This is a genomic window from Bradyrhizobium sp. (genome assembly GCF_047605465.1).
Classification (GTDB): Bacteria; Pseudomonadota; Alphaproteobacteria; order Rhizobiales; family Xanthobacteraceae; genus Bradyrhizobium.
Genome location: NZ_JASGFS010000037.1, coordinates 31,651 through 55,460, shown reverse-complemented (window position 1 = coordinate 55,460; position 23,810 = coordinate 31,651). Strand labels below are relative to the sequence as shown.

Here is a 23,810-nt window from a genome sequence, read left to right as displayed (position 1 = left end):
TGGCGAGAGCGAAGCGGTCCGGGGGCATGTCGTGAGTCAGCAGGAACAGGTCCCGTCGCCACCATCCGCCGCGCCGGCCTCGCCGCCCAGGCCTTCGCAGCGGCCGGCGAGCTCGCTCTGGGGCCGGCTTGCGATCCCGCTGTTCGCCGTGATCGTCGCGCTCGCCTTCGTGGCGCTGGCCACGCTGCGCTTCGACGAATGGGTCGGCAATGCGGTGTTCCAGACCACCAACGACGCCTATGTCCGGGCGGAGCTGACGCGCCTCGCGAGCCGCGTCTCCGGCGAAGTGCTGACCGTCGCGGTCACCGACTTTCAGACCGTCAAGGCCGGCGACCTGCTGATCCAGATCGACCCCGCCGATTACGAGGCCCAGGTCGCGCAATCCGAAGCGGCGGTGGCCGCGGCGCAAGCCGCGCTCGACAATCTCGCCAACCAGGTCGAGCTGCAATACGCGACGATCGCGCAGGCGCAGGCCGCGCGGCTGTCCGCTGAAGCTCTCGAAGTCGAGGCGCGGCAGGAGCAGGAGCGCCAGCAATCGCTGTCGCAAACCGAATCCGGCACGCGCCAGCGCTTTGAACAGGCGGTCGCGGCCTATGCGAAGGCGCAGGCCGACGTGCACGCCAGCCGCGCCGTGATCGCCGCGCAGCAGCACCAGCTCGAGGTCCTGCAGGGCACCAAGAAGCAGCGCGCCGCCGACGTCGATGCGGCCAAGGCGACGCTGGCGAGCGCGAAGCTGAGGCTCGGCTACACCAGGATCACGGCGCCGTTCGACGGCGTCGTCGGCGAGCGTCAGGTGCAGCCGGGCGACTACGTCAACATCGGCACCAACCTCATCAACGTCGTGCCGCTGCCGAAAGTGTATGTGATCGCGAACTACAAGGAGACGCAGCTCACGCATGTGGCGCCGGGCCAGCCGGTCGAGATCACCGTCGACAGCTTCCCGCGCGAAAAGCTGCGCGGCCGGGTCGAGCGCATCGCGCCCGCGACCGGCGCGCAGGTCGCGCTGCTGCCGCCCGACAACGCCACCGGCAATTTCACCAAGGTGGTGCAGCGCATTCCCGTGCGCATCCAGTTCGACGAGAACCAGCCGCTGCTGGCGCGGCTGGTGCCGGGCATGTCTGTCGTGACCAGCATCGACACGAAGGACGCCAATGGCGCCAAATGACGATGCCGGTCGCGGGCCGGTCTCGCGCGGCGGCATCGCGCCACAGCCATTGTTCGCCGTGGCGGCGGTGCTGCTCGGCTCGTTCCTCGCCAATTTCGACAGCCGTCTGACGACGGTCGGGCTGCCCGATCTGCGTGGCGCGTTCTCGCTCAGTTTCGATGAGGGCGCCTGGCTCTCGACCGCCGGCATCGGCTCGCAGATCCTGATCGCGCCCGCGGTGGCCTGGCTTGCCACCGCATTCGGCCTGCGCCGCGTGCTCGCCATTCCGAGCCTGGTCTATGCCGCGATCTCGCTGATCATCCCCTTCGTGCGCGACTACCCGACGCTACTCGTGCTCAGCGTCGTGCATGGGCTGCTGCTCGGCACGTTCGTGCCGGCGACCTTGATGATCGTGTTCCGCAACCTGCCGATCCGCTGGTGGCTGCCCGCGATCGCGATCTATTCGATCCGGGTCGGGTTCGCGCTGGATACCTCGACCTCGCTGGTCGGCTTCTATGTCGACCATCTCGGCTGGCAATGGCTGTACTGGCAGGGCGTCGTGATCGCGCCCCTGATGGGATTGATGGTCTACCTGGGCACGCCGAGCGAGCCGGTGAACCGTGCCTTGCTGCGGGAAGCCGACTGGGGCGGCATGGTGCTGCTGAGCGCCTCGGTGGCGATGATCTATGCCGGCCTCGACCAGGGCAATCGCCTGGACTGGCTCAGCTCCGGCACGGTGATGGCGCTGCTGGTCGGTGGCGCGGTGCTGTTCGTGGCCTTCGTCATCAACGAGATGCTGGCGCCCCAGCCCTGGGCGCATGTGAACGTGCTGTTCTCGCGCAACATCGGGCTGTCGCTCGTCGTGATCCTGCTCTACACGCTGACGTCGCTTTCGAACTCGTCGCTGGTGCCGAATTTCCTCGGCAATGTCAGCCTGCTCAGGCCGGAGCAGAGCGGGCTGCTGCTGCTGACCTACGGCGCGCTGCCGATGTTCGTGCTGGTGCCGATCTCGATCTGGCTGCTCCGCCATTTCGACGCGCGCGTGGTCACCGTGCTGGGATTCGCCTGCTTCGCCGCCGCCAATCTCTGGGGCACCCAGCTCACCCACGATTGGGCGCGCGAGGATTTCATCGGCATCGTGCTGCTGCAAGCGGTCGGCCAGTCGCTGACGCTCCTGCCGATCATCATCATAGCGCTGTCGAATTCCGATCCGAGCCGCGCCACGGCCTTCGCCGCCTACATCCAGATCATGCGTCTGGGCGGCGCCGAGATCGGCGTGGCGCTGATGGGAACGTGGCTGCGCGTCCGCGAGCAGGTCCACTCCTACTATCTCGGCCAGCACATCATCACCGGCGATGTCGACGTGGTGCGGATGCTGAAACAGCTCGCCGACCATTTCGCGGCCCACGGCGCCGGCGCCGCGCAGGCGCGCGCGGTCGGCACGCTCGCAAGCTTCGTGGCACGCGAGGCCAACGTTCTCGCCTATATCGACGGCTTCTGGCTGTGCTTCTGGCTCGCGATGATCGCGCTCGGACTGATCGCGCTGATCACGCGCGCGCCACCCGGGCCGTTCACGCCGGCGCCGTTCGGCTTCGCCAAGACGGTGTTGCGCAAATGCGGCGTGCCGGTGACCTGAGAGAGGTCACCGCATCTGCCGCGCCGGCTCGATCAGCTCGGGCCGCGGCCCGGACAGGCGCTTGTGCATGTGGACCATGAAGGCCATGCCGAAGATCGGCGTTGCCAGATTGACGATCGGGATCGAGACGAAGGCCGCGATGAACAGCCCGGCGGTGAAGATGGTCGCGGCGTTGTCGCGCCGCATCGCCTTGGCCTCTTCCGGCGTGCGGAAGCGCATCGCCGCGAGCTCGAAATATTCGCGGCCGAGGAGCCAGGCGGCGGCGAGGAAGAAGATCAGGAAGCCGGCGCCGGCCAGCAGCACCAGCGGAAGTGCGGCGAGGTAGATCAGGATCGTCAGCGAGGCGGTCTTGAGGCCTTCGAGGATCGCCTGGTTGAACGGCAGCGCGACACCCGGCCGTTCGGCGGGATAGTATTCGCGCTCGACGATGTCGGCGACGTCGTCGACGAACAGGCTCGCCACCAGCGAGGTGATGGCCGGCATCAGGAAGATGCCGCCGAACACGACCCCGAGACCTGCGGCGATCGAGACGATCCAGGCGATCACTTCGAGCGACGAATGCCAGCCCGGCCCGAGCAGGCCCTCCAGCCAGACCTCGCCATAGGTCGCGAACCAGCTCAACAGGCGATGCAGCCCGATCGCCAGCACGGTGATCAGCACGAGCGCGACGCCGATCGACCGCCACAGGATCGAGCGCATCGGCGGCGACAGCATTTGCGACAGCGCCTTGACGGCGGCATCCAGCATGGGAGTTCCTCTCACGACGACCACCCGCGAGAGGTAGACACCCGGCGCCCCTTCGGCAAGGGAGGCCGGCTCGGCTACGCCCGCGGCTCGAAGCTCAGCTCCACGCGTGTCCGGGACGCGTGGCGGTATGGTAGAGTGCCGTCACCTGGGCACCTGCTCAACCGCGCATCTCCGAGGCGCTGCGCGGCGTTCGGGGCAGGAGAGCGGGCGTTCCTAATCGTGCCGATGCGCGTGCTTCCGCGGCTTGGCTGCCTTGCTCTCGCGCGTCGGGATCATCACCACGCGGCCGTAGCGCACGCCGCGTTCGGCGATGATGTGGTCGGCGAAATGCTTGACCTCGCCGGCATCGCCGCGCAGCGCCGTCATCTCCATGCAATTGTTGTCGTCGAGATGGACATGCAGGGTCGCCAGCGCGAGGTCGTGGTGGCCGTGGAATTCCTGTACCAGCCGTTTCGAAAGATCGCGCGCGGCATGGTCGTAGACATAGATGAGGCCGGCGACGCAGGGGCCGCTCTGGGCGGTATCCTCGGCGCTCTGCTGCAGCCCGGCCCGCGCGAGGTCCCGGATGATCTCGGAGCGGTTCTGGTAGCCGCGCGCTTCGGCCGCGGCATCGATCTCCGCCAGCAGATCGTCCTCGATCGTGATCGTAATTCGCTGCATGAACCTGCTCCTGTGCCGTCGGCCGGATCCTTCTTACCTCGTCCCCGCAGGCGGGGCGAGGGAGCTGCCGCGCTTGCCTAGAGGCGGGTCGCGCGCAGCCGCAGGGCGTTGCCGACCACGCTCACCGAGGACAGCGCCATCGCGGCCGCGGCGATGATCGGTGACAGCAGCACGCCGAAGGCCGGATAGAGGATGCCGGCGGCGATCGGAATGCCGGCGGCGTTGTAGATGAAGGCGAAGAACAGGTTCTGCCGGATGTTGCTCATGGTCGCCTGTGACAGCTTTCGCGCGCGCACGATGCCGACGAGGTCGCCCTTCAGCAGGGTGACGCCGGCACTCTCCATCGCGACGTCCGTGCCGGTGCCCATGGCGATGCCGACCTCGGCCGCGGCCAGCGCCGGGGCGTCGTTGACGCCGTCGCCGGCCATCGCGACGCTGCGGCCGGCCTTCTGCAGCTTCGTCACCACCGCGCTCTTCTGATCCGGCAGCACTTCCGCTTCGACGTCGGCAATCCCGAGTCTGCGGGCGACCGCTTCGGCCGTGGTGCGGTTGTCACCCGTCAGCATGATCACCTTGATGCCTTCGGCGGCGAGCGCCTTCAGCGCCTCGGGGGTCGAGGCCTTGACCGGATCGGCGATCGCGAACAGGCCTGCGAGCCTGCCGTCGACGGCCATGTTGATCACGGTCGCGCCGTCGCCGCGCAGCCGTTCGGCCTCGGCGTCGAGCGCGCCGGTGTCGATGCCGATCGCGGCGAGATATTTGGCGTTGCCGAGCACGATCGTCCTGCCGTCGACCTTGCCGGTCGCACCCTTGCCGGTCGGCGAATCGAACTGCTCGACCGGGCCGAGCGCGAGCTGCTTTTCCGTGGCTGCGCGCACGATGGCGTCGGCGAGCGGATGCTCGCTGGCGCGCTCGACGCTGGCGGCGAGGCGGAGGATGTCATTCTCCGCAAAGCCCGCTGCGGCGACGGTCGCGACCACCTTGGGCTTGCCCTCGGTCAGCGTGCCCGTCTTGTCGACCACCAGCGTGTCGATCTTCTCCATCCGCTCCAGCGCTTCGGCGTTCTTGATGAGGACGCCCGCCTGCGCGCCGCGGCCGACACCGACCATGATCGACATCGGGGTCGCCAGTCCCAGCGCACAGGGGCAGGCGATGATCAGCACGCTCACCCCGGCGACGAGGCCGAAGGCAAGCCGCGGTTCCGGCCCGAACCAGGCCCAGGCGCCGAACGCGGCGAGGGCGACGAGGATCACGGTCGGCACGAACCAGCCGGCGACCTGGTCGGCCAGGCGCTGGATCGGCGCGCGCGAGCGCTGCGCGTCCGCGACCATCTGCACGATCTGCGACAGCAGCGTCTCGCGTCCCACCTTGTCGGCGCGCATGATGAAGCTGCCCGACTGATTGAGCGTGCCGGCGATCACCTTCGCGCCGGTCTCCTTCGTGACCGGCATTGACTCGCCGGTGACCAGCGATTCGTCGAGCGAGGAGCGTCCGTCGAGAATGGTTCCGTCGACCGGCACCTTCTCGCCGGGGCGCACGCGCAGGCGGTCGCCGGCGTGCAGCGAATCGATCTCGACCTCATGCTCGCTGTTATCGGCATCGACGCGGCGCGCGGTCTTGGGGGCGAGCTGCAGCAATGCCTTGATCGCGCCCGACGTCGCATCGCGGGCGCGCAACTCCAGCACCTGGCCGAGCAGCACCAGCACGGTGATGACCGCCGCGGCCTCGAAATAGACGGCGACCGCGCCGCCATGTCCGCGGAAGGTCGCGGGGAAAATCTGCGGCGCGATGGTGCCGATCAGGCTGTAGGCATAGGCGACGCCCGTACCCATCGCGATCAGCGTGAACATGTTGAGATTGCGCGTGACCAGCGACTGCCAGCCGCGGACGAGGAACGGCCAGCCCGCCCAGAACACCACGGGCGTGGCGAAGACGAGCTGGATCCAGTTCGACAGCGACGGATCGACCCTGCTGTGCGGGCCCGCGAGGTGTCCGCCCATCTCCAGCACCACAGCCGGCAGTGCCAGCGCGCCGCCGATCCAGAATCGGCGGGTCATGTCAGCGAGCTCGGGGTTGGGGCCGGTCTCAAGGCTCGCGACCTCCGGCTCCAGCGCCATGCCGCAGATCGGGCAGCTGCCGGGTCCGACCTGGCGAATCTCCGGATGCATCGGGCAGGTGTAGATCGTGCCGGCCGGCATCTCCGGCTCGGGCGCCTTTTCCTTGGCGAGATATTTGGCGGGATCAGCGGCGAATTTGGTGCGGCAGCCGGCCGAGCAGAAATGGAAGGTCTCGCCGTGATGCTCGAAACGATGCTTCGAGGTCGCGGGATCGACCGTCATGCCGCAGACGGGGTCGAGTACCTTCGTCGCGGCCGCGCCGTGGTCATGGCCGTGTTGATGCGCGTGGCCGGCGTGATCGCCGTGCCCGCCGCAGCACGAGGAAGCCGCCGGCTTTGCGACCGGAGCCGCTTTCGATGAACAGCCGCATCCGGAATGACCGTCCGCATTGTGATGATGGCTGTGTTCCGTGTCGTTCATTCCCATGCTCCGGCCTTGCAACCCATACCCGGTAGGGGTATATAGACGCCATGCGCAAGGACATCAAGGCATCTGTCGGAAAACGTCTCGGCCGAATCGAAGGCCAGGTCCGCGGCCTCTCGAAAATGGTCGAGGAGGACCGCTACTGCATCGACATCGTGACGCAGATATCCGCGGTGCGCGCGGCGCTGCGCCGGGTCGAGGAAGAGGTTCTGAAGGACCACGTCGCCCATTGCGTCGAGCACGCGATCTCGAGCGGCGACAAGGCGGATCAGCGCGAGAAGATCGCGGAACTGATGGCGGTGATCGGACGGGCGGAGCGGTAGGCTTCGCATTCAACCGTCATTGCGCGGAGCATCGCGACGAAGCAATCTAGACTGCTGCTCCGGGTAGAAGTCTGGATTGCTTCGCTGCGTTCGCAATGACGAGGAGGAGGCGCGTCACACCCTCCACGTCGTCCCGGCGAAGGCCGGGACCCATACCGCGCAATCCATCGGCTGGCGGACAGACACAGTCCCAACCCAGCACGACTTCGCCAAAATCCTTGCTGAGATGTTGGGTCCCGGCCCTCATGTGCAATTGCGCACCAGACCGGGACGACGAGGCAATGGCGGCGATTACGCCGCTCTCTCACGCTCGCGTGCTGGCCGTTGCGGGCAGTCCATCGCCATCGTCTCCAGCGGCGCGGCATTTTCCGCGGCAACACCACTTGTCACTTCTTCAGCCGCAGTTTCATGCGACGCTTTCGCGTCAATCGTTTCAGGAACGAGCGACGGCGCACCGATCGTTTCTGGAAACACACTGAAGGTGCCCGCTACCTCCTCGAGCGGCTTCTGCTTGTCGGCCCAGTGCAGGCTCGTGTAGTCGAACCCGTGCACGATGGTGGGTTTGACGACTTCGAAATAGGGCGAGATGTCGAAGTCGCGGGGCATGTAGAGCGAGGAATCGCGGATGTGCAGGATCTCGCGGCGCGCGGCGCGGCTGCCGGCCTTGGTGATCTTCGGCAGGATCGGGTAGCGCACCGCGTCGAACGCCTGCGCGATCAGCGCCGAGCAGATGATCTTGGTCGGGTCGCCCGAGCCGATCGCGATCATGCGGCGCCGCCAGCGCTGCGGCACCGGCAGCGGGAACAGGTAGCGCATGAGGTCGATGATATTCTTGGTGTCGTAGCCGAAGCCGATGCGGTTGATCGCATAGCGGCAGACCGTGGTGCGGTCCTCGTAGGACAGTCCGACGGGGCGGCAGATGCGGGTGTGATAGGGAAAGTATTTCGACAAAGGCGCGGAGGTGACGCCTTCGCCGATATTGGCCTCGATCAGCACATGGGGCTCGCCGTCGGGCTCCAGCGCGCCTTCCACCGCGCCGACATAGAGCGCGGCGTGCGACCAGGTCGACTGCGTCAGATACTTGATGATGCCGGAAATGCGGTTGTTGCCCTCGACCAGCAGCACGTCGCCGGGCTGGACCACGCCGCGCAGATGCTCGGGGTCGCTCGGCGTGAACGGCTCGTAGCCCGGCACCTCCTTGGAGAGGTACGCGGCAATCAGCTTGCCGACTGAGTCTAGGACGGTCCCCATGTCGAACTCCCCCCGCGGCTTTTTTTGGCCGCCTTTTTTCCCTTCTCTATCATGGTCGAAACGTGTTGCAATTCGGTTCATCGCTCCGTGACGTCAAGCACGATTGATTCACCATGACGGTTGCCGTGCAACATCAGATGCGGCAAGGTTCGCGGGCTGTTCCCCCTCGCCGCAAGTCTCCGGAAACCATGACATGACAATCACGCGCCGCAGCTTCCTATCGGCGTCCGCAGCCTTTGCTGCAACGCCGATCCTGCGCGCAACGGCCGCACCGCTGCCGCGTGACGCTGACATTGTCGTGATCGGCGCGGGCGCGGCCGGTATCGCTGCCGCGCGGCGCGTCATGGCGGCCAATCGCAAGGTCGTGGTGGTGGAAGCCGCATCCCGGATCGGCGGCCGCTGCATCACGGATACGACCACCTTCGACGTGCCGTTCGATCGCGGCGCGCGCTGGATGCACAATCCCGAGACGAACCCGATGATCCGGCTGGCGCGCAGCGTCGGGCTCGACGTCTCGCAGGCACCGTCCGGCCAGAAGATGCGCATCGGTCGCCGCAACGCGCGCGCCGGCGAGACCGAGGAATTCCTGGCGGCGCTGGTGCGGGCCAATCGCGCCATCGACGAAGCCGCGCGCGGCAAGCTCGACACCGCCTGCGCCTCCGTGCTGCCGAAGGATCTCGGCGACTGGGCGGGCGCGGCCGAGTTCGTGCTCGGCGCCGGTTTCGCCGGCAAGGATCTGAAGGAGCTTTCGGCGATCGACAAGGCGCGCGCGCAGGATCGCAACGCCGCGATCGCCTGCCGCCAGGGCCTGGGGACGCTGATCACCAAGCTCGGCGAGCAGGCGCCGATCGTGCTCTCGACGCCGGCGAGCCGTATCGCCTGGAGCAATCGCGACGTCAGCGTGGAGACGCAGGCCGGCAAGATCGCCGCGCGCGCCGCCATCGTCACGGTCTCGACCGAAGTCCTCACCGCAGGCGCGATCAAGTTCGCGCCCGACATTCCCAAGCGCACGCTCGATGCGGCCTCGAAGCTCGGCCTCGGCAGCTATGATCACATCGTGCTGCAACTGCCGGGCAATCCGCTCGGCCTGTCGCGCGACGACATCCTCATCGAGCAGAGCAATTCCAACCGCACGGCCTTGCTGTTCGCCAATATCGGCGGTTCCTCGCTGTGCTCGATCGATGTCGGCGGCTCCTTCGGCCGCGATCTCTCGGCGCAGGGCGAGGCAGCCATGGTCGCCTTCGCCAAGGAGTGGCTCACGAAACTGTTCGGCAGCGAGGCCGCCGCCGCGGTGCAGAAGACCAGCGTCACGCGCTGGAATGCTTCGCCCTTCGTCATGGGGGCGATGTCGGCGTCCTCACCCGGCGGCCAGCTTTCGCGCAGGATCCTGACCGAACCGATCGGCTGCATGTTCCTCGCCGGCGAGGCCACCCACGAGACACTGTGGGGCACCGTCGACGGTGCCTGGGAAAGCGGCGAGCGCGCCGCCGACGCCGCGCTGCGCAAGATCGGCGCGCTGAGGGATGAAACCGTCGACGTGCCGACGCAATCGACCAAGAAGCGTCGCGCGCCGCGGCCTCAGGCGAACTGAGCGTCAGCGCGCGTCGCCGTCGTCCCGGACGAGCGAAGCGCAGATCCGGGACCGCAGCCACGGCGAATGGTTTGGCGGCGACTCGCGCTTGTCAGCCCTCGCGCGGAATCTCGCCGAGACGATGGGTCCCGGCCTCCGCCAGTGCGGCAGCGGATCGGTTCAGCGCAGCACACCGTCCAGCACCGGCAGCCCCGCGATCACCGCCATCGCGATCAACGCGTAGCAGATGCCGCGAAACAGCCTTTCGCTGGCGCGGCCGAACAGCGACGCGCCGAATGCGACACCGACGGCATAGACCGGACCGACGATCAGCGAGAGCAGCAGCGATTCGCGCGAGATCAGGCCGGTGCTCGCGTAGCTGACGAGCGAGAAGAAATCCGAGGCGCCGAAGAACAGCACGATGTTGGCGCGCGCCACGATCGGGGCGATGGGACGGCCGAGCCAGTAGCCCACGATCGGCGGGCCGCCGGTCTGCGCCAGCCCGCTGCAGAAGCCGGACAGGCCGCCGATGCCGACCGACAGCCAGGTGTGGTCCTTGCCGCGATAGCGCCAGCCCGACAGCAGCAGGAGCAGCAGCGCGGCCACGAAGCAGGAGATGATCCAGCGCGTGGTGACGGGTTCGAGCACGCTGAGGAAATAGGTGCCGATGGGCACGCCGACCAGCGCGCCCAGCACGATCACCGCCGTCGCCTTGCGGTCGGCCTTGCGCCATGCGTCCGGCAGCAGCGGCGCGGCGGCGACGAAGTCGATGAGGAGGAGCAGCGCGGCGACCAGCCGCGGCGCTGCGACGCTGCTCGCGAGCGGCATGAAGATCAGCGCGGAGCCGAAGCCGGAAAAGCCGCGCGCGGTACCCGAGACGAAAGCGATGGCGCAGAGCGCCATCGCGATGGCGAGGCTGACATCCTGCGGGAGGAAGTCGGCGAGACTCATGTCCGATGAATCTCGCGGATGATGTCGTCCGAAAACCCCGTCACGCGTTCCGGCATCATGCCCTCAGCGTGCCGCCGGTCTTCTTCGTGACTTCGGCCACGATCTTGGTGGCGACGGCCTCGATTTCTTGGTCGGTCAGGGTCTTCTCGCGCGGCTGGATCGTCACCGCGATCGCGATCGACTTCTTGCCGTCCTCGATGCCCTTGCCTTCGTAGACGTCGAAGACGTTCACGCCGGTGATCAGCTTCTTGTCGACGCCCTGCGCGGCGCGCACGATGTCGCCGGCCTTCACGCCGCGGTCGACGATGAAGGCGAAATCGCGCGAGACCGGCTGGAAGGCCGACAGCTCGATCACGGGCTTGGCCCGCGTCGGCTTCTTCTTCGCCTCCGGAATGCGGTCGAGGGTCACCTCGAACACCATCAGCGGGCCGTCGGCGCCGAGCGCTTCGAGCGCGCGCGGATGCATCTCGCCGAAATAGCCGAGCACGTTCTGCGGGCCGATCTGGATCGTGCCGGAGCGGCCCGGATGCAGCCATGCCGGTCCGCCGGCCACGATCTGAAGCGCCTGGACCGGCGCGCCGGCGGCAGCGAGCACGGCGAGCGCGTCGGCCTTGGCGTCGAAGACGTCGGCCTGTGCCGAGCCCGTCCAGTGACGCCCGAGGCCTTCGGACGACGCAAGGCCGCGGCGCACGCCGCTCGCAGCCGTGAATTGATCCTCCGGACGGTCGCCCTTGAAGGTCTGGCCGACCTCGAACAGCGCGACGTCGCCGAAGCCGCGATCGGCATTGGCCTGTGCCGCCGCGACCAGGCCGGGCAGTAGGCTCGGCCGCATGTCCGAGAGATCCGATGCGATCGGGTTCGCCACTTCGAGCTGACGCTGACCGCCGCCGAAGAGCTCGGCGGCCGGCTTTGCGATGAAGGACCAGGTGACGGCCTCGATCATGCCGCGGCTTGCCAGCGCGCGCCTGGCGCGGCGGGTGCGGAGCTGAAGCGGTGTCAGCACGGATTTGCGCGCGTCCTCGCCGCGCTCGAACGGCGTCATCGGCACCTTGTCGACGCCGTAGATGCGGATGACCTCCTCGACGATGTCGGCCTTGCCGTGCACGTCGGAGCGCCAGGACGGCACCGCGACCTTCACCACGGGACCCGGGCCCGCCATCATGAAGCCGAGATGGGTCAGGATGCGCTTCATCTCGACCTGCGGCACCTCGATGCCGGAGAGCCGCTTCACCTCGGTGATCGGGAAGTCGATGACGCGGTCGTCGCCGAAGGCCTTGCCGACCACGACGTTCTCGGACGGCGTGCCGCCGCACATCTCCATGACGAGCCTGGTCGCAAGCTCCAGTCCCGGCACCATGAAGGCCGGATCGACGCCGCGTTCGAAGCGGTAGCGCGCATCGGAGTTGATGCCGAGCCTGCGGCCGCTCTGGGCGATGTTGATCTCGTTCCACAGCGCCGATTCGATCAGCACGTCGGTGGTGTTCTCGTCGCAGCCCGACGTCTCGCCGCCCATGATGCCGGCGAGCGATTCGACGCCGTGCTCGTCGGCGATCACGCAGACATTGGTATCGAGAGTGTAGGTGCGGCCGTCCAGCGCGAGCAGCGTCTCGCCGTCGCGGGCGCGCCGCACCACGAGGTTGCCCTTCACCTTCCTGGCGTCGAACACGTGCAGCGGCCGCGCGCGGTCGAAGGTCATGAAATTGGTGATGTCGACCAGCGCGTTGATCGGGCGCAGCCCGATCGCGGTCAGCCGCTTCTGCAGCCATTCCGGCGACGGGCCGTTCTTCACCCCGCGTACGAGGCGTAGCGCGAAGCCCGGACACAGCGCGGCATCCTCGACCGTGACCTTCACCGGGCAGGGGAATTCGCCCTTGATCGGCTTGATCGTGGGGTCCTTGAACTTGCCCATGTCGGCGGCGGCGAGATCGCGTGCGATGCCGTGCACGCCGGTGCAGTCCTGCCGGTTCGGCGTCAGGTTGATCTCGACCACGGGATCGCCGAGCGCGGCCCATTCGGCGTAAGCGGCGCCGATCGGCGCGTCCGCCGGCAATTCCATGATGCCGTCATGGTCGTTGGAGATCTGCAGTTCGGCGGCCGAGCACAGCATGCCGCGGCTTTCGACGCCACGGATGGTGCCGATGCCGAGCGTGATGTCCTTGCCGGGAATGTAGGTGCCGGGCGGCGAGAACACGCTGACCAGCCCGGCGCGCGCGTTCGGCGCGCCGCAGACGACCTGCACCGGCGCGCCACCGTCACCGGTGTCGACCATGCAGACGCGCAGGCGGTCCGCATTCGGATGCTGCTCGGCCGAGATCACCTTGGCAATGGTGAAGGGCTTCAGCGCCTTCGCCTTGTCCTCGATGTTCTCGACCTCGAGCCCGATCATGGTGAGCTTCTCGGCGAGCTTCTCGAGCGGCTCGTCGGTGTCGAGATGATCCTTCAGCCAGGAGAGGGTGAATTTCATGGCTGCTTTTTCTCCACGGAGACGGTCTGCTCCCTCTCCCGCTTGCGGGGGAGGGTTGGGGTGGGGGCTCTCTCCGCAACGGTGGTCGCGATCGCTTCGAGAACGCCGCCGCGATTGGTCATAACATCGAGATTGCTGAAGCGGAGCACTTTGAAGCCCTTTGCTTCGATAACGGCCGAGCGACGTGCATCGGCGCGCTCGCCTTCGTCCGAGAAGTGTTGACCACCATCGAGCTCGATAACGAGCTTGGCCGTGTGGCAGACGAAATCGGCGATGTAGCGCTCAACAGGCACCTGGCGGCGGAAGATCGCGCCGTTCAACCGACCGGCGCGCAGCTCCGACCACAGAAGACGCTCCGCGTCGGTCGCGTTGCGCCTCAGCGCACGCGCATTGGCTCGCGGCTCGGTCGATACTTTCCAGTCCGGATGTTCAGGATCGACCATCGGTAACCACATCTCGGAGAAACCCTCACCCCAACCCTCCCCCGCAGGCGGGGGAGGGGGCTCGACCAGTCGGGCCGATGGCGAATGCGTACCCATGAGACAAAAGCCACGTTCCATCCACTCCCTCCCCCGCTTGCGGGGAAGGGGCAGGGAGAGGGCTCTCACGACGGAGGGAATGGCGAGAGTCGCCGTATGGCCTATCGCCACCGTCACGAGCTCAGCCCTCCGGCGAGCGTCGGCACTTCGAGCGGCTTGAAGCCGTAATGGGACAGCCAGCGGACGTCGCTGTCGAACAGCTGGCGCAAATCGGCGATGCCGTATTTCAGCATGGCGATGCGGTCGATGCCCATGCCCCAGGCAAAGCCCTGGTACTCGTCGGGATCGATGCCGCAGGCGCGCAGCACGTTCGGATGCACCATGCCGCAGCCGAGAATCTCGAGCCAGTCCTCGCCTTCGCCGAAGCGGATCTCGCCCTTGTCGCGGCGGCACTGGATGTCGACTTCCAGCGACGGCTCGGTGAACGGGAAGAACGAGGGCCGGAAGCGCATGTTGATGTGGTCGACCTCGAAGAACGCCTTGCAGAACTCGTGCAGGATCCATTTGAGGTGGCCGAGATGCGAGCCCTTGTCGATGACGAGGCCTTCGACCTGGTGGAATTGCGGCGTGTGGGTCGCGTCCGAATCGATGCGATAGGTGCGGCCCGGGCAGATCACGCGGATCGGCGGCTTCTGGCTCAGCATGGTGCGCACCTGCACCGGCGAGGTGTGGGTCCGCAGCAGCATGCGCGAGCCGTCCTCCTTCGGATGAAAGAAGAAGGTGTCGTGCATCTCGCGCGCCGGATGGCCTTCCGGGAAGTTCAGCTTGGTGAAGTTGTAGTCGTCGGTCTCGATGTCTGGGCCTTCGGCGACCGAGAAGCCCATGTCGGCGAAGATCGTGGTCAGTTCGTCCCAGACCTGGCTCAGCGGATGGATGCGGCCTGCCTCGGCGGGCGTCTCGCGCAGCGGCAGCGTGACGTCGATGGTCTCGGCGGCGAGCCGCGCATCGAGTGCTGCGGATTTCAGGATGTCGCGCCGTGCCGTCAGCGCCTCGGTGACCTGGTCCTTGGCCTGGTTGATCGCCGCGCCTTGCGTCTTGCGTTCGTCCGGGGACATCTTGCCGAGCGTCGCGAGCAAGGCGGAGATCGAGCCCTTCTTGCCGAGCGAGGCGACGCGGACGGTCTCGAGGGCCGTTTCGTCGCCGGCGGAGGCGATCTGCGCGAGGATGGATTGGACGAGGCTGGGAAGGTCGGACACGGTCGGATCCTTTCAAAAGGCTGCCGGTTGTGGCCGCAGCGGGGCCGGAACGTCAAGCCGTCAGGCGAGCGGAAACGGCCGGGTTCTTGAACCGTTTTGGCATGGCTGGCACCAACCTGATGTCGAAGGAGAGGACCGTGCGCTTGCGATCCTGCCTGGCCGCCCTGGCCCTGCTTCTGACGGGGTGTGCGGTTCACGCTGCGGAAGAATGCCCGGCCAAGTCCACCGCGATGGAGGACATCGTCGCCGTCCTCACGGCGGCGCCGAGCTGCGACCGCGCCATGAAGCTGTTCGAGGCTTGCGAATACGGCGCCAGCGGCGACGTCCAGTTCGGCGCGGTGGTCGAGAAGAAATGCGAGGCCGATTTCCTCGGCCGCCTGAAGCCGCCGCAGAAGCTCAGCTATCAGCGCGAGTTGCGGGTCTGCGACCGGAAGTACCGGAACCGGTCCGGCACGATGTACGTCTCGTTCACAGCCTTCTGCCGGGCGGAGGTCGCCCAGCGTTACTCGCGAAGAGCGCTGAAGGCCGGCAGCGCCGGCCGTTAGCGTCGCGCGGCTCGGGCCGCGAAGGCGGCCTCTTAGGCGGCCAGCGCAGCCTTGGCCTTCTCGGCGATCGCCTGGAACGCCGCGGGCTCGCGGATCGCGAGATCCGACAGCACCTTGCGGTCCACGGTGATGCCCGACTTGGCGAGGCCGTCGATAAATCGGCTGTAGGTGAGGCCGAACGGACGGACGGCGGCGTTCAGACGCTGGATCCAGAGCGCGCGGAAGGTGCGCTTGCGACGCTTGCGGTCGCGGAAGGCGTACTGCTGGGCCTTCTCCACGGCCGGCTTGGCGGCGCGGATGGTGTTCTTGCGGCGGCCGTAGAAACCCTTGGCGGCCTTGTAGACTTTCTTGTGCTTGGCGTGGGCGGTCACACCGCGTTTGACGCGAGACATGACAAAAATCCTTCAGAGATGACTTCGGTTTTGGGATCGCCGCGCGGGTGCGGCGCAGATGGCAGTGATCGTGGACGCGATCAGGCGTTCGGCAAGAAGTACTTCTTGACGTTGTCGCCGTCGGTCTTGAACAGCACGCGGGTGCCGCGAAGCTGACGGATCTGCTTCTTCGTCCGCTTGATCATGCCGTGACGCTTGCCGCGCTGGGCGTGCATCACTTTGCCGGTGGCAGTCACCTTGAAGCGCTTTTTAGCGCCCGATTTGGTCTTCAGCTTGGGCATTTGGCTCTCCTATGGCCACAACAGAAATCCGCCCGTGAAGGCGGTTGGCCGTCAAAAATGCTCGTTAGAGCGTTGATTGTGCTCAGGTTTTTGCGAACTGGCGCCAAACCCGCACGAACATCGCCACGGCAGCCCTTAAATCAGCCGGGCGATGAAGGTTGGGCTTATGACAGAGCCGGGGCGAAATGGCAACGATGAACCGCGGAAACCGGCCCGGTGGCCATTCGGCGTCGCCACCACAAGTTCCGGCGTTTTCTGCCGGGAGCCGGACCGAAATGGCCCATTTCCCGCAATCGACCCGTCTGCCCTTGTCCGCCCGCGGCAAGCCACCAGCCACCGGCAACAGCCACCAGGCAAAACGGCCCGCCGGAGGTCCGGACGGGCCGTTCGAATTTTCGCGTTCTCAAGAACCGGCGTCAGCGCGGCGCCAGCACCATGACGACTTGGCGGCCTTCGAACTTCGCGTCCTGCTCGACCTTGGCGAGCTCGGCGACGTCGCTCTTGATCTTGTCCAGAAGCTTGGTGCCGATCTCCTGGTGCGCCATTTCGCGGCCACGGTAGCGGAGCGTGATCTTGACCTTGTCGCCCTCTTCGAAGAACCGCTGCATTGCGCGCATCTTCACGTCGTAATCGTGGTCATCGATCATCGGGCGGAGCTTGATCTCCTTGATCTCGACGATCTTCTGCCGCTTGCGGGCTTCGGCGGCTTTCTTCTGGGCGGAATACTTGTACTTCCCGTAGTCCATGATCTTGCATACGGGAGGGCTGACATTCGGCGAAATCTCAACCAGATCCATGCCGGCTTCCTGGGCCATGCGAATGGCCATCACGGTCTCGACAGTGCCCTTGTTTTCACCGGCCTGATCGATGAGCTGGATCTGTGCATTGCGGATATCATCATTGATGCGCGGCCCGTCTTTGGCGGCAACGGGCGGGGCTTTATTGGGACGGCGAATGGGTGGTTCTCCAACATTGTGAAAGAGGCAGTTATTTTGCAGGAAGATGCGTTTCCCGGCAAGCAATTCGCTCGCGCCACGGGCGAAAAACCCTCAAATGCGAGGCATTTTGGCCACGCCCGACGGCACGCTGCTCGACATAGACACCTTGCTTGTGTTCCGCAAGCGTCCCAAAGGGTCGATGCTGACATCGGGTCGCGCAGCCGCCCCGGCCAGACTGCTGAAACCTGATAACCAGAGTAAACGTTCCATGACAGATCCGATTTCCGATGCGCCGAGTTTCATCGAAATGGGCGCCGGCGCGTCAGCGCGCAGGATCGCGGTGCGCAGCCGTCCGGGACAGGGACCCGGCTTGTTCTGGCTCGGCGGTTTCAAATCCGACATGCAAGGCAGCAAGGCGGTGGCGCTCGACACCTGGGCCCGCGAGCGCGGCCGCGCCGCCGTCCGGTTCGATTATTCGGGCCACGGCGAATCCGGCGGCGATTTCGCGGACGGAACCATCGGGCGCTGGCTCGAGGAAAGCGTCGCGGTGTTCGAGCGGTTCTGTGACGGCCCGCAGGTCGTGATCGGATCGTCCATGGGCGGCTGGATGGCGCTGCTGCTCGCCCGCGAACTGAGGAAGCGCGAGGAGACTCGACCGAAAGGCGAGCAAGGACGCGCATCGCTCGCCGGCCTCGTCCTGATCGCGCCGGCGCCCGATTTCACCGAGGAGCTGATGTGGAAGAACTTCCCGGCCGCGGTGAAGAAGGAGATCGAGACCACGGGCGTCTGGCTCAGGCCATCGGAGTATGGCGACGGCTCGCCCTATCCGATCACGCGAAACCTGATCGAGGAGGGACGCAACCATCTCGTGCTCGGCAGCGCGATCGACCTCGGCTGTCCGGTCCGCATCCTGCAGGGCGCGAAGGATCCGGACGTGCCATGGCAGCACGCCTTCGCGTTGACGCATCGGCTCCCGGCCGACGACGTCGTGCTGACCATGATCCAGGACGGCGATCATCGCCTGTCGCGTCCGCAGGACATCGCGCGTATTCTTGCGGCGGTGGCCGAGATCGGGTGATCTCGCCCAAGTGAATGCGTGTCAACGAGCAGAGCTGCCCTCTCCTGCAAGGGCAAGAGGGTGCGATAAAACACCGGGAGGCCTACGATGACCGCCACCGCCATGCTGCGCGCCTTCTGCGACGCGGTCGAGCAACGCAACGGCAAGGCCTTTGCCGAACTGTTCACCGAGGACGGCGTCTATCACGACGTGTTCTACGGCGCTTTCGCGGGCCGTGACAAAATCGCCGTGATGGTCGAGGACTGGTTCTATCGCACGGCGACCGACTTCCGCTGGGACATGCATGATCCGGTGTCGGACGGCACCACGCTCTATGCGCGCTACACGTTCAGCTATCGCTCGACCTTGCCGGAAGCGAACGGCGCGCGGGCGATGTTCGAGGGCGTTGCGATCATGACGCTGCACGACGGCAGGATCGCCTCCTATCACGAGGTCGCCAACACCGCGCCGGCCTTCGTCGACCTCAAATTCGCGCCGGAGCGGATCGCGAAGATCGTCGGCAAGCAGGGCGCCGAGTTGAAGGCGCGGCCGGAGATGAAGCGGCATCTGGGCTGACTGTCATTCCGGGGCGCGCCATTTGGCGCGAGCCCGGAATCCATCGGACTGCAGGTCGTGTCGCGCAAGTGATTCCAGGCTCACGCTCCGCGTGCCCTGCGGTGACGACGGTGAAAACTACGGCGGCGGAGGCTTCGCCATCGGCTTGCGCTGCGCCAGCGCGGCCACCGTGGCTGTGCCGATCGGGCCCTGTTCGTCGTAGAGCCAGCATTCGCCGATCGCGATGCCGTCGGTGGCGTGGTGGTTCACCACCTCGAATCCGATCCAGCGCGTCACCGGCAAGCGGTGCAGATAGATCGTCACGTCGCTGTTGATGAAGCCGAGCCCCTTGTCGCCGGCATTGGCGAAGGGACTGGCGAAATCGGCGCCGGTGGCGACATGGACGAACGGCGTCATCGGCACGCCCGCGACCAGCTCGCGGACCTCGCTCATCCAGAGCCGGCGCGGACCGAGCGCGCCCATGTGGCCGACGATCGGCCGCGTCGTCCATTTGCCGTTCATGCCGAGCCGCGGATCGGTCGGCGGTGGAATGTCCGCCGGCATCGGCGCGTCCCAGTTCGGGGTCGACCAGACATTGCCTTCCGGATTCTGCGTCCGCCGCAGCAGCTGGCACGAGGCGCGCGCCATGCTGACGCCGCCCGAGAAGAATTCCGCCTCGATCACGCGGATGCGCAGGCCGTCGCGCGCCAGCCGCGTCGTCACCTCGATCGGCTTGTCGATGGTCGGCAGGCGAAACATGTCGACGGTCAGCCGCGCTGGCACGAATTCCGGACCCGAATGACGCTCCTCGATGGCGAAGCCGAGCAGGCCGATGATGACGCGTCCGTGCAGCGATTTCGGGTCCCACGGACCGTTGGCGACGTCCGTCGGATGGAATGTGTCGCCGTCGCGGGTGAAGAAGGGCGTGTTTGTCATGGCGCGCGACCTTGAAGCATCGCGCGGGGAAATCAAGGTCCGGGACTGAAGCCGGCGCTCATGCGGTGCTCGGGCCGATTGATCGAGAGCGGGAGCTCAGAAATCGAGGTCCACATAGGTCCGCGAGGCCGGCACGCCGGCCAGCCATTCGCTCAGCAGCGGACGGAATGACGGGCGGGACTTCACCCGCGCGTACCAGGCCTTCGCGGCCTCGTCCTCGCTCCACGGCACGTCGCCGAGATAGTCGATCGCGGAGAGATGCGCCGCCGCGGCGAGGTCCGCATAGGTCAATCGGTCGCCGGCGAGGAAATTGCGCGTCTGCGCCAGCCAGCCGATATAGGCGAGGTGATAGCGCACGTTCGCCTTCGCCGCGCGCATCACGTCGGCCGAGGGGGCGCCGCCGCCGTTCTCCTCGCTCATGAAGCGCTTGTAGATGCGTTCGGTGACGAGAGGATGCGAGACTTCCTCGAAGAACTTCTCGTTGAACCAGGCCATCAGCCGGCGCACCTCGACACGCTCGGCAATCGTGTCCGGCATCAGTCGCTTGGGGCCCATCTCGGCGCCATAAGCTTCGTCGACATATTCGGCGATGATGGCCGCGCCAGGAATCGGAAGCTGCTCGTCGTCGACGAGAACCGGCGTCGTTCCCGCCGCGTTGAGCAGCAGAAACGCCTCACGCCGCTCCCAGCTGCGCTCTTCAACCAGCCGTAGTTCGAGCCCGTATTCTCCCGCGATCAGGCGGATGAAACGCGAATGCGGGCAGAACGGATGATGAAACAGCGTGAACATGAAGCCTTTGACTATTTGATGGTGCTTAAGAATCCATCAATGTTTGCGCGGCGCCACACTAGTCCTTCAAAACCGCGAGACAACCCGCGATTTCGCATTTAGCGATTGCGGCATGAGGACGAATAGGCGAGAAGAACCCCGCTTTTCCAGCGGAAATGGACCGTAAATATGTCAGACGTAATACGGGCAGTGATCCTCGGCATCATCGAGGGTGTGACGGAGTTCCTTCCCGTTTCCTCGACCGGCCACCTGTTGCTCGCGGAACGCTTCTTCCATCTCGGCGAGGGTCCCTTCTGGGATTCGTTTACCGTCCTGATCCAGCTCGGCGCGATCCTCGCGATCGTCGGCCTCTATTTCAAGAAGCTGTGGGACGTCGTGATCGGCTTCTTCTCGGGCGACACCTATTCGCGCCGCTTCGTGATCGGCGTGCTGGTCGCGTTCCTGCCCGCTGTCGTGGTCGGCCTCGTCGCCGGCAAATACATCAAGAGCGTGCTGTTCAATCCGTGGGTGGTTTGCTTCACCCTGATCGTCGGCGGCGCCATCCTGCTCTGGGTCGACCGGCTCGATCTCAAGCCGCGCGAGCATGACGCCACCAAGTTTCCGCTGCTGATGTATCTCTATATCGGCATGGCGCAGTGCGTCGCGATGATCCCGGGCGTGTCGCGCTCCGGCGCGAGCATCGTCGCGGCGATGCTGCTCGGCGCCGACAAGCGCGCGGCGGCGGAGTTCTCCTTCTTCCTCGCCATTCCCACCATGATCGGCGCGTTCGCCTACGACTTCTACAAGAGCCGCTCTGAGATGACGATGGACCACATGGGCATCGTTGCGATCGGCTTCGTGGTGTCGTTCATCACCGCGATCATCGTGGTGAAGTCGTTCCTGGAATATGTCACGCGCCACGGCTTCATGGTGTTCGCGTGGTGGCGCGTCGTCATCGGCACGCTCGGCCTGATCGCGCTGGCGCTCGGTCACTGACCGTTGGGCTGCGGCCCGGATTGGTCCGCGCTTCATCCGGGTGACTTCCGCCGGCCGGGCCGGCGCTCTCAACGCAATATAAGCTTTTGATCGGTAGACAGTTTCCCAAGGCGGGGCGGCATTCGCCCTGCGCGGGAGCTGAACGATGACGCTCGTCAGCGGCTGGGGGCGATTCCCGGTCGTCGATACCGAAATCCTGCATCCGCGGTCGTTCGCGGCGGTCGGTGAGGCCGTCACGTCGGCGGCCGGCGCCGTCGCGCGCGGCAACGGCCGCGCCTATGGCGATGCCGCCATCGGCGTTGCCAGGACCATCGGAATGACGGGGTTCGACCGGGTCAGGTCGTTCGATCCCGCGACGGGACGCATTCGTCTCGAAGCCGGTGTGCTGCTGTCCGACCTGATCGACACTTTCGGCCCGCGCGGTTACCTGCCCTTCGTCGTTCCCGGCACGCGCTTCGTGTCCGTCGGCGGCGCCATCGCGGCCGACGTGCATGGCAAGAACCACCATTGCGAAGGCGGCTTCGGCCGTCATGTCGAGAGCATCCTGCTGCGCACCGGGCAGGGCGAGACCATCGAGGCCTCGCGCGAGCGGAATTCCGATGCGTTCTTCGCGACCGTCGGCGGCATGGGGCTGACCGGTGTCATCCTCGAGGCGACATTGGGGCTGCGGCCGGTCAAGACCGGCTGGATCCGCGAGCGCGTGATCTCGGCGTCCGATCTCGATGCGGCGATGCGTGCGCTCGATGCCGGCGATGCCGCGACCTATTCGGTGGCGTGGATCGATTGCGCCGCGCGCGGCGGTGATCTCGGCCGCGCACTGATCTATCTCGGTGAGCATGCCCGCGCGAACGAGCTGGCGGACGGTGCCGATCGCTTTCCGTCCGGCAAGGCTCCCGGGCTGAGCGTGCCCGTCGATCTTCCGTCGATGACGCTGAACCGCTACAGCATCCGCGCCTTCAACGAGCTCTACTACCGCATGGGCGCGAGGCGTGCCGGCGGCAGCCATCTGGTCTCGCTCTATCCCTATTTCTTTCCGCTCGACAGCGTCGGCGCCTGGAATCGCATTTATGGCCGGCGCGGATTCCTCCAGCATCAATGCGTGGTTCCGGCGCAGGGCGCGCGCGACGTGCTCGGCACCATTCTCGAGCGTGTCGCAAGACGCGGCGACGCTTCGTTCCTCGCGGTGCTCAAGAAGCTCGGCCAGGGTGACGGCATATTGTCGTTTCCGCTGCCCGGCTACACGCTCGCGCTGGATTTCCCGGTGCGGGGCGACATCCTGAATTTCCTCGACGAGATCGACCGCGTCGTCGTCGCCGCTGGCGGGCGGCTGTATCTCGCCAAGGACGCGCGCCAGTCGCGCGCGACCTTCGAGGCCGGCTATCCGGCCTTGCCGCGTTTCAACGCGATCCGCAGATCGCTCGATCCCGCGGGGAATATCCGATCGAAACTTTCACAACGACTGTTTGATGAGGTCTAGGCCGTGACGTCGCGCAAGACAGTATTGGTGCTTGGTGGCTCCTCCGACATTGGTCGCGCAGCCGCGCGCGCCTTTGCCAAGGCGGGATACGACGTGCAGCTCGCGGGGCGCGACGCCGCCGCGCTGGAGCCCGACGTCGCCGATCTCGGCGCGCGTTACAATGTCGGGGTGAGCGTGTCGAAATTCGACGTGCTCGATACCGCTTCCTTCGACGGCTTCGTCGGCGGCCTTGCCGTATTGCCGGATGTCGTCGTCTCGATCGTGGGATTGCTTGGCACGCAGGAGACGGCGCAGGCGGATCTCGCGCACGCCGCCACGATCATGCGCTCGAATTACGAAGGCCCGTCGCTGATCCTCGGCCTGTTCGCGGAGAAGTTCCTGGCCCGCGGCACCGGCACGATCGTCGGGGTGTCGTCGGTCGCGGGCGATCGGGGGCGCGCCTCGAACTATGTCTACGGCTCCGCCAAGGCCGGCTTCTCGGCGTTCCTCTCGGGCTTGCGCGCCCGCGCCAGCCGCAGCGGCGTTCACGTCGTCACCGTGAAGCCGGGCTTCGTCCGCACCAAGATGACCGAGGGCATGAAGCTGATCGGCCCGCTGACCGTCGAGGCGCCGGTGGTCGGCGATGCGATCCTCGCGGCCGTCGAGAAGAAGGCCGACGTCGTCTATGTCAGCGGCAAATGGCGACTCGTGATGCTCGTCATCAAGACGCTGCCGGAAGCGATCTTCAAGAAGCTGAAGTTCTGAGGCTTGAGCGATTTGCGTCGTGGCGACGGCGCGCTCCGTCGCCCGGCTCTCCGTTTCGTCATGGCCGGACTCGACCCGGCCATCAACGCATCCGCAACCG

Annotated in this window: 23 protein-coding genes; 10 read left to right on the top strand and 13 right to left on the bottom strand. The window is 66.3% G+C overall.

Annotated features, from left to right (window positions below; all coding sequences use genetic code 11):
- Positions 1 to 31 precede the first annotated feature (31 nt).
- Both QM712_RS23820 and QM712_RS23815 read left to right on the top strand, forming a co-directional pair.
- Complete coding sequence (locus QM712_RS23820) at positions 32 to 1,165, top strand: HlyD family secretion protein (protein WP_415025587.1); 1,134 nt, start codon at positions 32 to 34, stop codon at positions 1,163 to 1,165.
- Positions 1,152 to 2,780, top strand: a complete 1,629-nt coding sequence (locus QM712_RS23815; protein WP_415025586.1) for an MFS transporter — start codon at positions 1,152 to 1,154, stop codon at positions 2,778 to 2,780. Before QM712_RS23820 ends, QM712_RS23815 begins: the two co-directional genes overlap by 14 nt.
- Positions 2,781 to 2,786: 6 nt before the next feature.
- Here the strand turns inward: QM712_RS23815 and QM712_RS23810 are convergent, their stop codons facing one another.
- The 3 genes from QM712_RS23810 to QM712_RS23800 all read right to left on the bottom strand — a co-directional run bounded on the left by QM712_RS23810 (position 2,787) and on the right by QM712_RS23800 (position 6,724).
- Entirely contained in the window at positions 2,787 to 3,527 is a 741-nt protein-coding gene (locus tag QM712_RS23810; RefSeq protein WP_415025585.1) for a sulfate transporter family protein, read from the bottom strand.
- A 213-nt stretch (positions 3,528 to 3,740) separates the two neighbouring features.
- Entirely contained in the window at positions 3,741 to 4,187 is a 447-nt protein-coding gene (gene nikR / locus QM712_RS23805) for a nickel-responsive transcriptional regulator NikR (protein ID WP_415025584.1), read from the bottom strand.
- A gap of 77 nt (positions 4,188 to 4,264) precedes the next feature.
- Positions 4,265 to 6,724: a heavy metal translocating P-type ATPase gene (locus tag QM712_RS23800; RefSeq protein ID WP_415025583.1), complete on the bottom strand. Its 2,460-nt coding sequence runs from the start codon at positions 6,722 to 6,724 to the stop codon at positions 4,265 to 4,267.
- Positions 6,725 to 6,774: 50 nt separating this feature from the next.
- Here QM712_RS23800 and QM712_RS23795 point away from each other — a divergent pair, with 50 nt between their 5' ends.
- Complete coding sequence (locus QM712_RS23795) at positions 6,775 to 7,050, top strand: metal-sensitive transcriptional regulator (protein ID WP_063685637.1); 276 nt, start codon at positions 6,775 to 6,777, stop codon at positions 7,048 to 7,050.
- 291 nt (positions 7,051 to 7,341) lie between these two features.
- Here the strand turns inward: QM712_RS23795 and QM712_RS23790 are convergent, their stop codons facing one another.
- On the bottom strand, positions 7,342 to 8,301 hold the full coding sequence (locus QM712_RS23790; RefSeq protein WP_415025582.1) for a YiiX/YebB-like N1pC/P60 family cysteine hydrolase: 960 nt from the start codon (positions 8,299 to 8,301) through the stop codon (positions 7,342 to 7,344).
- 193 nt (positions 8,302 to 8,494) lie between these two features.
- On the opposite strand from QM712_RS23790, the gene QM712_RS23785 reads away from it, so the two are divergent.
- Positions 8,495 to 9,892: a flavin monoamine oxidase family protein gene (locus QM712_RS23785; protein ID WP_415025581.1), complete on the top strand. Its 1,398-nt coding sequence runs from the start codon at positions 8,495 to 8,497 to the stop codon at positions 9,890 to 9,892.
- A gap of 159 nt (positions 9,893 to 10,051) precedes the next feature.
- Here QM712_RS23785 and QM712_RS23780 read toward each other — a convergent pair whose 3' ends face one another.
- The 4 genes from QM712_RS23780 to pheS all read right to left on the bottom strand — a co-directional run bounded on the left by QM712_RS23780 (position 10,052) and on the right by pheS (position 15,021).
- Positions 10,052 to 10,822: a sulfite exporter TauE/SafE family protein gene (locus tag QM712_RS23780; RefSeq protein WP_415025580.1), complete on the bottom strand. Its 771-nt coding sequence runs from the start codon at positions 10,820 to 10,822 to the stop codon at positions 10,052 to 10,054.
- 55 nt (positions 10,823 to 10,877) lie between these two features.
- On the bottom strand, positions 10,878 to 13,286 hold the full coding sequence (gene pheT / locus QM712_RS23775) for a phenylalanine--tRNA ligase subunit beta (protein WP_415025579.1): 2,409 nt from the start codon (positions 13,284 to 13,286) through the stop codon (positions 10,878 to 10,880).
- Entirely contained in the window at positions 13,283 to 13,729 is a 447-nt protein-coding gene (locus QM712_RS23770) for an endonuclease domain-containing protein (protein ID WP_415025578.1), read from the bottom strand. The genes pheT and QM712_RS23770 overlap by 4 nt, the downstream gene beginning before the upstream one ends.
- 209 nt (positions 13,730 to 13,938) lie before the next feature.
- Positions 13,939 to 15,021: a phenylalanine--tRNA ligase subunit alpha gene (pheS, locus tag QM712_RS23765; protein WP_415025577.1), complete on the bottom strand. Its 1,083-nt coding sequence runs from the start codon at positions 15,019 to 15,021 to the stop codon at positions 13,939 to 13,941.
- 137 nt (positions 15,022 to 15,158) lie between these two features.
- On the opposite strand from pheS, the gene QM712_RS23760 reads away from it, so the two are divergent.
- On the top strand, positions 15,159 to 15,566 hold the full coding sequence (locus QM712_RS23760) for a hypothetical protein (protein ID WP_415025576.1): 408 nt from the start codon (positions 15,159 to 15,161) through the stop codon (positions 15,564 to 15,566).
- 32 nt (positions 15,567 to 15,598) lie between these two features.
- On the opposite strand, the gene rplT is transcribed toward QM712_RS23760, so the two are convergent.
- The 3 genes from rplT to infC all read right to left on the bottom strand — a co-directional run bounded on the left by rplT (position 15,599) and on the right by infC (position 17,195).
- Entirely contained in the window at positions 15,599 to 15,958 is a 360-nt protein-coding gene (gene rplT / locus QM712_RS23755) for a 50S ribosomal protein L20 (protein ID WP_027550107.1), read from the bottom strand.
- A gap of 80 nt (positions 15,959 to 16,038) precedes the next feature.
- Positions 16,039 to 16,239: a 50S ribosomal protein L35 gene (rpmI, locus tag QM712_RS23750; protein WP_008539890.1), complete on the bottom strand. Its 201-nt coding sequence runs from the start codon at positions 16,237 to 16,239 to the stop codon at positions 16,039 to 16,041.
- A gap of 416 nt (positions 16,240 to 16,655) precedes the next feature.
- Positions 16,656 to 17,195: a translation initiation factor IF-3 gene (gene infC / locus QM712_RS23745; RefSeq protein ID WP_415025600.1), complete on the bottom strand. Its 540-nt coding sequence runs from the start codon at positions 17,193 to 17,195 to the stop codon at positions 16,656 to 16,658.
- A 250-nt stretch (positions 17,196 to 17,445) separates the two neighbouring features.
- Between infC and QM712_RS23740 the strand changes: the two genes are divergently transcribed.
- Positions 17,446 to 18,255, top strand: coding sequence for an alpha/beta hydrolase (locus tag QM712_RS23740; protein WP_415025575.1), 810 nt, complete (start codon positions 17,446 to 17,448; stop codon positions 18,253 to 18,255).
- 87 nt (positions 18,256 to 18,342) lie between these two features.
- Positions 18,343 to 18,810: a nuclear transport factor 2 family protein gene (locus QM712_RS23735; RefSeq protein WP_415025574.1), complete on the top strand. Its 468-nt coding sequence runs from the start codon at positions 18,343 to 18,345 to the stop codon at positions 18,808 to 18,810.
- Between the two features lie 117 nt (positions 18,811 to 18,927).
- Here the strand turns inward: QM712_RS23735 and QM712_RS23730 are convergent, their stop codons facing one another.
- Both QM712_RS23730 and QM712_RS23725 read right to left on the bottom strand, forming a co-directional pair.
- Positions 18,928 to 19,725, bottom strand: a complete 798-nt coding sequence (locus tag QM712_RS23730; protein WP_415025573.1) for an acyl-CoA thioesterase domain-containing protein — start codon at positions 19,723 to 19,725, stop codon at positions 18,928 to 18,930.
- Positions 19,726 to 19,821: 96 nt separating this feature from the next.
- Complete coding sequence (locus QM712_RS23725) at positions 19,822 to 20,514, bottom strand: glutathione S-transferase family protein (RefSeq protein WP_415025572.1); 693 nt, start codon at positions 20,512 to 20,514, stop codon at positions 19,822 to 19,824.
- Positions 20,515 to 20,682: 168 nt separating this feature from the next.
- Here QM712_RS23725 and QM712_RS23720 point away from each other — a divergent pair, with 168 nt between their 5' ends.
- The 3 genes from QM712_RS23720 (at position 20,683) to QM712_RS23710 (ending at position 23,710) form a co-directional block, all read left to right on the top strand.
- Positions 20,683 to 21,489, top strand: a complete 807-nt coding sequence (locus tag QM712_RS23720) for an undecaprenyl-diphosphate phosphatase (RefSeq protein WP_415025571.1) — start codon at positions 20,683 to 20,685, stop codon at positions 21,487 to 21,489.
- A 145-nt stretch (positions 21,490 to 21,634) separates the two neighbouring features.
- The gene (locus tag QM712_RS23715; protein ID WP_415025570.1) at positions 21,635 to 22,966 is read left to right on the top strand and encodes an FAD-binding oxidoreductase; all 1,332 of its coding nucleotides are present in this window, start codon (positions 21,635 to 21,637) and stop codon (positions 22,964 to 22,966) included.
- Positions 22,967 to 22,969: 3 nt separating this feature from the next.
- Positions 22,970 to 23,710: an SDR family oxidoreductase gene (locus QM712_RS23710; RefSeq protein WP_415025569.1), complete on the top strand. Its 741-nt coding sequence runs from the start codon at positions 22,970 to 22,972 to the stop codon at positions 23,708 to 23,710.
- The last annotated feature ends 100 nt before the right edge of the window (positions 23,711 to 23,810 follow it).